Below are 11,419 nucleotides of genomic sequence, written 5' to 3' on the forward strand. Positions count from 1 at the left end.
TTAGATTAAGAGCATAAAAAACGAGTCAATTTTATTATTTGACTCGTTTTTTTTTATATAATTTTCTAAAATTAATTATTCATCATCAGGTTCTACATGTATCAAAACATGTCCCAATTCAGGAATTTCTTTTCGCAAAGTGTCTTTTAAAATGTGTGCCAATTGGTGGCCTTCTTTTACCGAAATCTCAGCACTAACAATAGCATGTAAATCAACATGGTATTTCATTCCTGATTTTCTGATAAAACATTTCTCGGTATCAATAATCCCTTCTACATGAGAAGCTACTGTTCTAATATGCTCGATTAAATCATCATACACATGTTCGTCCATGATTTCACCAAGAGCGGGTCTAAAAATCAAATAACTGTTGTAAAAGATAAAACAAGAAGCAAAAAGAGCTGCCCAATCATCGGCCGCTTCGTATCCTTTCCCTAAAACTAAGGCAATTGTAATTCCAATAAATGCCGCTACAGATGTAATTGCATCACTTCTATGATGCCAGGCATCTGCTTTTAAAGAAGAACTATTGGTTTCTATACTTCGTTTCATCACGAGTTGAAACGAAAATTCTTTCCAAATAATCAAAGGCGCCAACACAAATAAAGTCCACAATTTTGGTAAATCATGAGGCTTTTGTATGTTCTGTATACTTTCATAAGCAATAATAGTAGCCGAAGTAATTAAAAAACCAACTACCAAAAAAGTAATCAATGGCTCGGCACGACCGTGTCCATAAGGATGATTTTCATCTGCTGGTCTATTCGAATATTTGATTCCAAATAAAACCAATAGCGATGAAAAAATATCTGTCGTTGATTCTATTCCATCAGCAATTAGGGCGTAAGAATTGCCAAAAAAACCTGCTAAGCCTTTTATAATTGCTAAGCAGGTATTTCCAATTATGCTAAAGTAAGTTGCCTCAACGGCTTGCTGTTCTTTACTCATTTTTTTATTCAACACGAACTATTTTAGCTCCAATAGCTCTCAATCGTTCGTCAATGCGCTCATATCCACGATCAATTTGCTCAATATTTTGAATTGTACTTGTTCCTTTAGCAGAAAGTGCAGCAATCAATAAAGAAATTCCAGCACGAATATCTGGCGAAGACATCGTAGTTGCTTTTAATGTTGATTTAAAATCATGTCCCATAACCACAGCTCTATGCGGATCACACAACATAATTTTAGCTCCCATATCGATTAATTTATCAACGAAAAACAAACGGCTTTCGAACATTTTTTGGTGAATCAACACATCACCTTTTGCTTGTGTTGCCACAACCAAAACGATACTCAATAAATCTGGTGTAAATCCAGGCCAAGGTGCATCGGCAATAGTTAAAATAGAGCCATCGATATCTGTTTTTACTTCGTATCCATCTGTGTGAGCGGGAATATAAATATCATCATTACGTTTCTCGATTGTAATACCTAATTTTCTGAACGTATTTGGGATCAAACCTAAATTTTCCCAGCTTACATTTTTAATCGTAATTTCACTTTTTGTCATAGCCGCAAGACCAATCCAAGAACCGATTTCGATCATATCAGGAAGAATTCTATGTTCGCAACCACCAAGACTTTCAACTCCTTCAATAGTTAATAAGTTTGAACCAACTCCTGTAATTTTAGCTCCCATAGAGTTCAACATCTTACAAAGCTGTTGCAAATAAGGTTCGCAAGCTGCATTGTAAACTGTTGTTATTCCTTTTGCCAAAACAGCTGCCATAACAATATTAGCTGTTCCAGTCACTGAAGCTTCATCAAGAAGCATATCTGTTCCTTTCAAACCTCCTTCCGGAGATTCTACTCCGTAAAAATGGTCTTCTCTATTATATCTAAATTTTGCTCCAAGATTAATAAACCCTTCGAAATGCGTATCTAATCTTCTTCTTCCAATTTTATCACCTCCTGGTTTTGGAATATATCCTTTTCCAAAACGAGCCAAAAGTGGTCCAACAATCATAATAGAACCTCTTAAAGCACCACCTTCTTTTTTGAAAGCTTCGGTTTCTAAATATCCAACATTAACCTCATCTGCTTGAAAAGTAATTGAACCTGATCCATTACGTTGAATTTTCACTCCTAAATTTCCTAAAAGCGTAATCAATTTATTAATATCAATAATATCGGGAATATTGTTGATTGTTACTTTTTCAGAAGTTAAAAGTACAGCACATAAAATCTGTAATGCTTCATTTTTTGCGCCTTGTGGAGTTATTTCTCCTTTTAAACGGATTCCTCCTTCAATTTTAAAAATTCCCATATTCTTTTTTTAAGGTTCTGAGTTACTGAGATTCTAAGACACTAAGGTTTTCTTCAAAAAAAACTTAGCAACTTAATTTCTTATACACTTAGTAACTTCTATTTTTGATTATTATTTTTCTGAAAAGGCTTTGGTTTCCCTGGCCCTTTATTGTTTTTATTACTTTGGATTTTAGGCTGTCCAGCAGGAGAAATTTTATTCGAAACTCTCTTATTAGTACGCAATAAATCAGTTGTATTAATCAGTTCTTCTGAGCTCTGTACTAAATTTAATTTACCGTCTGATAATTCGTAAAGATGTTCAAAAATAACATCATCTTTTACGGTGTCTTTATTCCAACTCAAATACGATTTTTTCATGTGATTGGCAATTACTTTTACCAACGCACTTTTCATTTCTCCTTCTTCCCATTTGTTCGCAACATCAATCATATACTTGATATTGTTACCATAATAACGGTATTTAGGAAAATTTTGAGGGTATTTTAAAACATCTGGTTTTAATTGCAATACTTCTCTGGAAGGAATAGGATATGGCGATTGTACATCTAACCTAAAATCAGACATTATAAAAAGCTGATCCCATAATTTATGCTGAAAATCAGGCACATCTCTTAAATGTGGATTCAAGCTTCCCATGACCTGAATAATGTATTTAGCCGCTTTATTTCTAGTTTCAGCATCTTCAATAACTGTAGCCTGGTCAATTAGTTTTTGTAAATGACGTCCGTATTCAGGAATAATCAAATGCGATCTTTCTGCGTTATATTCTAAATGATGAACAACATCATTCGCATTTTCTTTTACATATTTCTGATTCATACTTAATTATTTGGGAGTTCTGAAAGCTAAAAGGTATACTAGCTACTTTTCTTTTTATACAAAGATTACAATGAAATTATTCCTTCAATAGTAGAAACTTCAATGTATTTATTAATTATTTCTTGAGAATCTTTCATTTGAACATCAACTGAAATACTCGTAAATTTACCTGTTTTTGATTGAGTTGTTTTAATAACAGCTCCTAAACAATCAAAAGCAAGCTCTACCTGTTTTATTTTTTCGTTATCTGTAGGTACAATAAATTTAAACAAATATAAGGCTGGCCAGGTATTGCTATTATCCAACTCCGTTTTTAACCTATCATAAAATTCCTCTGTCTTCTTATCCATTTTGTATTTAAAAATAAAGCAAATATACAGTTTCAAATGTAAATTATGAATTATGTAATATGATTTTTAACAAAATCATCATTTTGATTCCTTTCAATTTTCAAAATATAAATTAGTTTGAGTAAGTTTGTTGTAAATGCGGCTTTTTTCGAAATAAAAAGCTATTAAATCTTTCTAAATTGCATGCCTGAAGCTTTACAAATTCTAAAAAAATACTGGGACCACGATAGTTTTAGATTACCTCAAGAAGAAATTATCAATGCTGTTTTAGATGGTCATGACACTTTTGCGCTGATGCCAACAGGTGGTGGAAAATCCATTTGTTTCCAAATTCCTGCCATGATGCAAAAAGGAATTTGTTTGGTCATTTCGCCATTAGTTGCCTTAATGAAAGACCAAGTAGCCAATTTAGAAAAACGCAACATCAAAGCCATTGCTCTTACTGACGGTATCAAATCAGACGAAATAATTGACTTATTAGACAATTGTCAATACGGAAATTATAAGTTTCTGTATTTATCTCCTGAGCGTTTACAATCGGATTGGATTTTAGAAAGAATAAAAAGCCTCCCTATAAATTTAATTGCTATTGATGAAGCGCACTGTGTTTCGCAATGGGGACATGATTTTCGTCCTGCTTATTTAAAAATTTCGAATCTAAAAACCCACTTTCCTAAAACTCCTTTTCTGGCCTTAACAGCCACAGCTACACCTAAAGTAAAAGAAGACATTGTTACCGAATTAAGACTTGAAAACCCTAAATATTTTGAAAAATCTTTCGAAAGAAAAAACATCGCTTACATGGTTTTTGAAATTGAAGACAAACTCTTTAGGATAAAACAAATTCTAAGCAAAAACCCACAACCGTCTATTATATATGTACGAAACCGAAGAGCCTGTATTGATACTGCCGCACAACTTAACTCTTTAGGATTTAAAGCCACCTATTATCACGGCGGATTATCAACAAAAGACAAAACCAAAAACATGCAACTTTGGATGGAAGAAGAAGCACTGGTTATGGTTGCCACCAATGCCTTTGGAATGGGAATTGACAAAGCCAATGTAAAAACTGTGATTCATATTCAACTACCTGAAAACCTTGAGAATTATTACCAGGAAGCAGGTCGCGCTGGTAGAAACGAAGAAAAAGCTTTTGCTGTTTTACTAACTAACCCATCAGATGTTGCCCAGACCGAAAATCAATTCATTTATACACTTCCTGATAAACAATTCCTGAAAGAGGTTTTTATCAAAATGTGTAACTATTTCCAAATTGCCTACGGCGAAGGCATTAACGAACAATATTCCTTTAACTTAAATCAGTTTTGTACCCGATATAAATTCCCTGTTTTAAAAACCTACAATGCCATTCAGTTTTTAGACAGACAAGGCGTTATTAGCTTATCACAAGAATTCTCAGAAAAAATAAGTTTACAATTTATTATTCCTTCCAAAGAAGTCATTCGTTATACGAGTTTGAATCCTAACGATGAAGAAATTATTCTGGCTATCCTGCGTACGTATCCTGGAATTTATGACATTCAAACTAACTTTAACCTTCCGTTAATTGCACGAAAATCGAATCATTCAGAAGCAGAAGTTCAAACTGTTTTAGAAAAACTAACAGAAAAAGGCATTGTTGATTACAATTCAAAAAATAATGATACTACTTTAATTTTTAACGAAATTAGAGAAGACGAAAGAACAATTAACCGAATAGCCAAATACCTAGAAAACCAAAACCAATTAAAAAAAGAACAATTTGAAGCGGTTCTACATTATATAAAGAAAGACACTATTTGTAAAAACAAATTAATATTGGAGTATTTTGGAGAAAAAAAAGAAACTAATTGTGGCATTTGTTCCTACTGTATTAAACACAAAACAAAAAAGAAAACCAATGTTTCACTTTCAGAAGAAATACGAAGCTTATTAAAGACAACTGATTTAACTTCGAGAGAAATCCAAATCAAGCTAAATAATCCTTCAGACGATGTTATCTTTGCACTTCAAGAATTATTAGAAAATAAAAGCATTCTAATAAAACCAAACAATAAATATAGCTTAAAACAATAATGGAAAAATTACGAATTGTATTTATGGGAACTCCTGACTTTGCGGTAGGAATCCTAGACCAAATAGTAAAAAACAACTACAACATAGTAGGTGTCATAACCGCTGCTGATAAACCTGCAGGGCGCGGACAAAAAATAAAATATTCAGCCGTAAAAGAATATGCATTAGCAAATAATCTTAACCTTCTACAACCAACCAACCTAAAAGACGAATCTTTTCTAGCCGAATTAAAATCGCTTAACGCGAATTTACAAATCGTAGTTGCTTTTAGAATGTTACCAAAAGTAGTTTGGGAAATGCCAAGTCTGGGAACATTTAATCTTCATGCTTCACTCCTGCCTAATTATCGTGGAGCAGCACCTATCAATTGGGCAATTATAAACGGAGAAACTAAAACAGGAGTTACTACTTTTTTCATTGATGACAAAATAGATACCGGCGCAATGATTTTGAGTTCAGAAACTGAAATTGATCCTAACGAAAATGCAGGACAACTTCACGATCGTTTAATGAACTTAGGCAGCAACACCGTTATTGAAACTTTAACCTTAATAGAAAAAGGAAATATCACCACAACTATCCAAAAAGAAGATGATGATATCAAAACAGCATACAAACTCAATAAAGAAAACTGCAAGATTGACTGGAGTAAATCTTCATTAGAAATCAACAATCTTATTAGAGGATTAAGTCCTTATCCTGCTTCCTGGTGTTTTTTTACTGACAAAGAGCATGAATGGAATGTGAAAATATACGAATCTAAAATCATTTTGGAAGCTCATAATTTTAGTACTGGAAAAATCATCAGCACTAAAAAAGAGCTAAAAGTTGCTACAAAAGACGGCTTCATACAGGTATTAAGTCTACAATTTCCAGGCAAAAAGAAAATGACTACCCCTGAATTACTCAATGGCATCACTTTTTCTGACGAAGCAAAGGCGCTATAAACCCACTAAAACAGGGAAAATCAGCCAAAAACATAGGAAAAAAGCCCCTGTTATGAACAAAAAAAATAAGTTATTAACAAAACAGTGTAAAATCAACAAAAACACTTGCAAGGTCTGTATTTACTGCTAAATTTGTGTAATGACAATTTATTTTTAACCAACAATTAATAACTATTATTATGAACAAATCAGAATTAATCGATGCTATCGCTGCTGATGCAGGAATTACTAAAGCAGCTGCAAAATTAGCTTTAGAGTCATTTTTAGGAAATGTAGGTGGTACCTTGAAAAAAGGTGGAAAAGTATCTCTTGTAGGTTTCGGATCATGGTCAGTTTCTCCAAGAGCAGCTAGAGACGGTAGAAATCCTCAAACTGGGAAAACAATTCAAATCGCAGCAAAAAATGTTGTAAAATTCAAAGCTGGAGCTGAATTAGAAGGTGCTGTAAACTAAGAATTTGTTTCAAAACCTATCAATATAAAAAAACCCTCAATTGAGGGTTTTTTTTTGCTTTTTAACGATTATGTTTGGAGTTTTTTATTTTTTTTTCTTAAATTTAATAAAAACTTGAGAGGTCATGATTTCAGAAAAATTAATAAAAGGACAATTACTTATTGCTGAGCCTTCTATCATCGGAGATTCATCATTTAATCGATCTGTGATTTTATTGGCTGATCATGACAAAGACGGATCAGTTGGTTTTATCATCAACAAACCATTGAAATACACTATAAACGATTTAATTCCTGAAATTAATTCACGTTTAAAAATTTACAATGGCGGTCCCGTTGAACAAGACAACCTTTATTTCATCCACAACGTTCCTGGTTTAATTCCGAATAGCATCGAAATATCTAACGGAATCTATTGGGGCGGCGATTTTGAATCTACAAAAGAACTCCTTAATAGCGGAAAAATAAACAAAAACAACATTCGTTTTTTCCTTGGCTATACTGGCTGGTCTGAAAGCCAACTCCAATCAGAGATGGACACTAATTCCTGGATTATTGCTTCTAATACCTATAAAAACAAAATCATAGGTAAATCGTCTGCTCATTTTTGGAAACAACAAATTATCGAACTGGGTGGTGATTATCTAATTTGGTCTAATGCACCCGAGAACCCTTATTTGAATTAAATAGCACTAACTATTTCATTCAACTTGGCAACTATTTCCCTGGACATATTTACTCCAAAAGTCTTTTTTCTATACTTAGTAATGGGCTGAATTCCTTTTATAACATTAGTAACAAACAATTCGTCGGCTTTTTGAAGCTCAAAAGGAGAAATAACCTCCTCAACTACTTCAATTCCTGCAATAGTTTTAGCTAATTTTAAAACTTGTTTGCGCATCACTCCATTCAAACAACCTTCAGAAACCGGGGGAGTAATTAATTTATTTCCTATAAGCATAAAAAGATTCCCTTGAATTGCTTCGACAACATTTTTACTGTCATTCAACAACAAACAATTATCTAAAGCATTCTCATTTGCAAAAATACTTGCAGCAACATTTAAGATTCTATTTGTAGTTTTAATAGAAGACAACAACTGTTTTGTAATATAAAAATCTTTAAACAAGTCTACTTCATATTCTTTTTCTTCAAAAGAATAAAACACAGCTTCAGTTGCCGTTGCATGAACTAAAAAAGAAACCGTATTATCTATTGGCAAATAATAGCCTCCATCATTTCTAAAAACAGTAATTCTAACTCTTGCAGCATTCGAAATAGACAATTTATCCGTCAAAGAAAGTAATTGCTCTTCTAGGTATTCCATTGTAAAATTCATTGGAATTTCCATTCTCACTACACGCATAGAAGCCATCAATCTAAAATAATGATCTTCTAAATAAAGTACTTTAGAATTTACAATTTTAACCGTTTCAAAAACCGCATCTCCGTATAAAAAACCACGATTTTGTACTAATATATTTGAATCTTGCGCTACTAAAGTTCCGTTGAAATTAATCATAAAAAAAGCCCTGAATTTTGTTCAGGGCAAATATAAGTTATAAAAATAGAATTCTCTATACAGAACCTAAGAGATGTTTTAAATCAGAAATTTGATTTTCCCATAATTGTTTGGCTTCATCAACTTCTTCCTCATCCGCAAAATCAATTATCATCAAAGAAACATCTTTAGTCAACTCATCCTCTAATATGTGTAATTCAAAAAAATAATCAGTATCCTTACCCGCCGTATCAATCCATTTAAACTTTACTTTCTCTCCTGATTTTTTAGAAGCTAATCTTGCTTTTTCTTCGGAATCATTCCAAATAAAAGTAAAAAACTCTCCTCTTGAGTTCACATCATCAGCAAACCATTCAGATAAACCAGAAGGAGTAGAAATATATTGATATAATAATTGCGGCGAAGAATTTATAGGAAACTCAATTTCGTAACGTACTTTAACATCCATAAAAGCAGATTTATTTTTTTTCGAATATATAGAATATAATGCCTAAAAAAAAACGTTTTTAAAAATATTTTTTTTCTTCATTTTATGCTTGCAACTTTTAATTTTATTTCTATCTTTGCACCCGCAATCAGGAACAGTATTTACCTGAACATTTGGCGAGGTAGCTCAGTTGGTTAGAGCGCAGGATTCATAACCCTGAGGTCACGGGTTCAACTCCCGTCTTCGCTACTAGGTTAAAAGACGAAAAAATATAGATTTTATGCGGTTTTAGAGCAATTTAAAACCGCTTTTTTTATGTCTAAAATTCGCCACCTCTTAACGAAAGAATACGCTAACGCATACGATTTGACTTATAAGAAACAATACTCAGTACCAAAGATTTACGATGCAAATGGAGATTTATCTAAGCGTTGGTACGTGTATTATTCGTTTCGAAATCCATCAACCGACATGCTCGAAAGACAGACTCCAATCTACTCAGGGGTCAATCAATTCAAAATACTAAAAGAAAGAAAAGAAGCTATAAAAATCCTTGCTAAGGCAATTGAAACTATTTTAGAAAATGGCTTCAATCCCTATGATGATTCTATTTCTGTTGACGAATCAAAGAAATATAATATTCCAGATGCAGTTACTTTTGCGCTTGAATTGAAAAAAAATACTTTAAAAGAGAATAGTTATCGTGATTTTAGAGTACGATTAAAATCATTTGAGAAGTGGCTTTTGGAAAATGGTTTTGAAAATAGATACATTACAACGGTAAATAAAAAGGCGGTAATCACTTTTCTTAACGCTGTTTTATCGAATACAAGTGCCAAAAATAGAAATAACACACGCTCCAATTTGTCAATGTTCTTTCAATCATTAGAGGATAATGATATTATTGCAGATAATTTTGTCAAAAAAATTAATGTTCTAAAATCGTCACCCGAAAGAAACAAGACTTATAGTACTACCCAAGAAGTTGATATTTTCAATTATCTAAAAAATAATGATGATTTATTACTCTTGTTTATTCAGTTTGTTTCTTATAATCATTTGCGCCCTGTAGAAGTTGTCAGGTTGCGCATAAAAGATGTAAACATAAAAGACAAGCTTATTTATATTCGAACCAAAAACAAGGCTGTAAAAATCAAAATCATTCCTGAGATACTATTATCCACATTACCCGATTTAGAGAAGTACAATCCGGAAAGTTTTTTGTTCACTCCAAATGGCATTGGCTACGACTGGACAACTGGAGAAACCGATAAAAGAGATTATTTCAGCAAACGTTTCAAGAAAGTAAAAGACAGTTTAGGATTAGGAAAAGATTACGGGCTTTATAGCTTTAGACATACTTTCATAACCAAGCTATACAGAGAGCTTGTAAAAAACAGCACTCCATTTGAAGCCAAAAGTAAATTAATGCTAATTACTGGACATACTACAATGACTGCATTAGAAAAATATTTACGTGATATTGATGCTGTACTTCCTGATGATTATTCAAAACATATCAAATAAATTCGTTTAAACAGTTTTCAATCCAATTCTAGTAATATTTTCGGATGGGTCAGTGATATAGAGGACACACATGTTACTGATTTGGAAGATCAGAAAGATTGTTTTTATTGACAATCATTGCTTTTGTGTGGTGCTATAAAATAGGCGATTATATTGACGAAAAAATAAAAATAAAAAACATGGCAGAAGGTTTGTTAGTGTATTCAAATATGGACTGAATCATTTGTCTAAATTTCTTTTAATCAGATTTAATATTCTGTAAATCAATATATTTAAGTTTTTTTTTGTCATGTATATAAATAAAAATGTACTAAATTTATGTTCGACAATTTCGTTTTGTCGTGACACATTTTCCACTAAATATTTAACATTATGAAAAAACATATCACATTCATGGCATTTATCGTCTTATTCTTTGCATTACAAGGTTTTTTAACATTGGATACAGTTTTGGTAACAGGATGGTCAACTGTGTGGAAGATTGATACTAAATCTATTGGTAAGATAACATTTATGGAACCCCAAAAAATCAATCCTTTAATTCCTCCTCAGCCTCACGGATTAAAATTTCATCTAACCAAAGATGATTTTCTTCCTGTAGAAAAAGTTTATAAAACTTTTAAGATACGGTTGACTACGTATAATGGAACTCTTCTAAAGGATATTACAGAATTAAAATATTGGACATTCACAAAAGATGTTGTTAATAAGAACGTACCGTTTGTGGTATTGCAATTCGAATATACTTCACTAAATCCATATGTCAAGGGGAAAAAAAAATTTAAGCTTATTTATGTGCCCCCACATATGAAGATTATACCAAATAAATGGCAAGAATGGGATTTACGTAAAGGTGTTTGGGCGCTATATAATGATGTAGATCCCCCTTCTGAATATAATACTTTATTGAGTTAGTCATTTAGTTTCTGTATTTTTATGTCTTTAAAAACAGTCGTTATGGAAGTATTTGAAGGACAAAGCATACTAAACTTTATAAAAGAATTGCCAAATGATGAAGCTTGCAAA

The 11,419-nt window shown here is 32.3% G+C and carries 12 protein-coding genes and 1 tRNA gene; 7 read left to right on the plus strand and 6 right to left on the minus strand.

What is annotated here, in order from left to right; all coding sequences use genetic code 11:
- Positions 1-75 precede the first annotated feature (75 nt).
- The 4 genes from GTZ96_RS10505 to GTZ96_RS10520 all read right to left on the minus strand — a co-directional run bounded on the left by GTZ96_RS10505 (position 76) and on the right by GTZ96_RS10520 (position 3,440).
- On the minus strand, positions 76-948 hold the full coding sequence (locus GTZ96_RS10505) for a cation diffusion facilitator family transporter (RefSeq protein WP_161643832.1): 873 nt from the start codon (positions 946-948) through the stop codon (positions 76-78).
- 4 nt (positions 949-952) lie between these two features.
- Positions 953-2,269 carry a UDP-N-acetylglucosamine 1-carboxyvinyltransferase gene (gene murA, locus GTZ96_RS10510; protein ID WP_161643834.1) on the minus strand — a complete coding sequence of 439 codons (1,317 nt, stop codon included), beginning with the start codon at positions 2,267-2,269 and terminating at the stop codon, positions 953-955.
- A gap of 98 nt (positions 2,270-2,367) precedes the next feature.
- A complete protein-coding gene (locus GTZ96_RS10515; RefSeq protein ID WP_161643836.1) occupies positions 2,368-3,090 on the minus strand; it encodes a DUF4290 domain-containing protein in 723 nt (240 codons plus the stop codon).
- A 65-nt stretch (positions 3,091-3,155) separates the two neighbouring features.
- A complete protein-coding gene (locus tag GTZ96_RS10520) occupies positions 3,156-3,440 on the minus strand; it encodes a DUF493 family protein (RefSeq protein ID WP_161643838.1) in 285 nt (94 codons plus the stop codon).
- A gap of 183 nt (positions 3,441-3,623) precedes the next feature.
- Between GTZ96_RS10520 and GTZ96_RS10525 the strand changes: the two genes are divergently transcribed.
- The 4 genes from GTZ96_RS10525 to GTZ96_RS10540 all read left to right on the plus strand — a co-directional run bounded on the left by GTZ96_RS10525 (position 3,624) and on the right by GTZ96_RS10540 (position 7,603).
- Positions 3,624-5,519: a RecQ family ATP-dependent DNA helicase gene (locus GTZ96_RS10525; RefSeq protein ID WP_161643840.1), complete on the plus strand. Its 1,896-nt coding sequence runs from the start codon at positions 3,624-3,626 to the stop codon at positions 5,517-5,519.
- Positions 5,519-6,466: a methionyl-tRNA formyltransferase gene (gene fmt, locus GTZ96_RS10530; RefSeq protein ID WP_161643842.1), complete on the plus strand. Its 948-nt coding sequence runs from the start codon at positions 5,519-5,521 to the stop codon at positions 6,464-6,466. The genes GTZ96_RS10525 and fmt overlap by 1 nt, the downstream gene beginning before the upstream one ends.
- A 179-nt stretch (positions 6,467-6,645) precedes the next feature.
- Positions 6,646-6,918, plus strand: a complete 273-nt coding sequence (locus tag GTZ96_RS10535) for an HU family DNA-binding protein (protein WP_071183513.1) — start codon at positions 6,646-6,648, stop codon at positions 6,916-6,918.
- A 124-nt stretch (positions 6,919-7,042) separates the two neighbouring features.
- A complete protein-coding gene (locus GTZ96_RS10540; RefSeq protein ID WP_161643844.1) occupies positions 7,043-7,603 on the plus strand; it encodes a YqgE/AlgH family protein in 561 nt (186 codons plus the stop codon).
- On the opposite strand, the gene GTZ96_RS10545 is transcribed toward GTZ96_RS10540, so the two are convergent.
- Entirely contained in the window at positions 7,600-8,439 is an 840-nt protein-coding gene (locus tag GTZ96_RS10545) for an aminotransferase class IV (protein ID WP_161643846.1), read from the minus strand. The genes GTZ96_RS10540 and GTZ96_RS10545 overlap by 4 nt on opposite strands.
- A 55-nt stretch (positions 8,440-8,494) precedes the next feature.
- A complete protein-coding gene (locus GTZ96_RS10550) occupies positions 8,495-8,887 on the minus strand; it encodes an START-like domain-containing protein (protein WP_161643848.1) in 393 nt (130 codons plus the stop codon).
- A gap of 154 nt (positions 8,888-9,041) precedes the next feature.
- On the opposite strand from GTZ96_RS10550, the gene GTZ96_RS10555 reads away from it, so the two are divergent.
- From GTZ96_RS10555 to GTZ96_RS10565, 3 genes are all read left to right on the plus strand, one after another.
- Positions 9,042-9,115, plus strand: a tRNA-Met gene (locus GTZ96_RS10555).
- Between the two features lie 66 nt (positions 9,116-9,181).
- Positions 9,182-10,393 (plus strand): tyrosine-type recombinase/integrase, encoded by a 1,212-nt coding sequence (locus GTZ96_RS10560; RefSeq protein ID WP_161643850.1) that lies wholly within the window; start codon positions 9,182-9,184, stop codon positions 10,391-10,393.
- 372 nt (positions 10,394-10,765) lie between these two features.
- Positions 10,766-11,308 carry a hypothetical protein gene (locus GTZ96_RS10565; protein ID WP_161643852.1) on the plus strand — a complete coding sequence of 181 codons (543 nt, stop codon included), beginning with the start codon at positions 10,766-10,768 and terminating at the stop codon, positions 11,306-11,308.
- Positions 11,309-11,419 lie beyond the last annotated feature (111 nt).

The organism is Flavobacterium undicola, from assembly GCF_009909155.2.
Lineage (GTDB): Bacteria > Bacteroidota > Bacteroidia > Flavobacteriales > Flavobacteriaceae > Flavobacterium > Flavobacterium undicola.

What these genes read in the sequence shown, in the direction of transcription:
- GTZ96_RS10505 (WP_161643832.1), bottom strand. Translation starts at nt 948, where the DNA reads ATGAGTAAAGAACAGCAAGCCGTTGAGGCAACTTACTTTAGCATAATT.
- murA (WP_161643834.1), bottom strand. Translation starts at nt 2,269, where the DNA reads ATGGGAATTTTTAAAATTGAAGGAGGAATCCGTTTAAAAGGAGAAATA.
- GTZ96_RS10515 (WP_161643836.1), bottom strand. Translation starts at nt 3,090, where the DNA reads ATGAATCAGAAATATGTAAAAGAAAATGCGAATGATGTTGTTCATCAT.
- GTZ96_RS10520 (WP_161643838.1), bottom strand. Translation starts at nt 3,440, where the DNA reads ATGGATAAGAAGACAGAGGAATTTTATGATAGGTTAAAAACGGAGTTG.
- GTZ96_RS10525 (WP_161643840.1), top strand. Translation starts at nt 3,624, where the DNA reads ATGCCTGAAGCTTTACAAATTCTAAAAAAATACTGGGACCACGATAGT.
- fmt (WP_161643842.1), top strand. Translation starts at nt 5,519, where the DNA reads ATGGAAAAATTACGAATTGTATTTATGGGAACTCCTGACTTTGCGGTA.
- GTZ96_RS10535 (WP_071183513.1), top strand. Translation starts at nt 6,646, where the DNA reads ATGAACAAATCAGAATTAATCGATGCTATCGCTGCTGATGCAGGAATT.
- GTZ96_RS10540 (WP_161643844.1), top strand. Translation starts at nt 7,043, where the DNA reads ATGATTTCAGAAAAATTAATAAAAGGACAATTACTTATTGCTGAGCCT.
- GTZ96_RS10545 (WP_161643846.1), bottom strand. Translation starts at nt 8,439, where the DNA reads ATGATTAATTTCAACGGAACTTTAGTAGCGCAAGATTCAAATATATTA.
- GTZ96_RS10550 (WP_161643848.1), bottom strand. Translation starts at nt 8,887, where the DNA reads ATGGATGTTAAAGTACGTTACGAAATTGAGTTTCCTATAAATTCTTCG.
- GTZ96_RS10560 (WP_161643850.1), top strand. Translation starts at nt 9,182, where the DNA reads ATGTCTAAAATTCGCCACCTCTTAACGAAAGAATACGCTAACGCATAC.
- GTZ96_RS10565 (WP_161643852.1), top strand. Translation starts at nt 10,766, where the DNA reads ATGAAAAAACATATCACATTCATGGCATTTATCGTCTTATTCTTTGCA.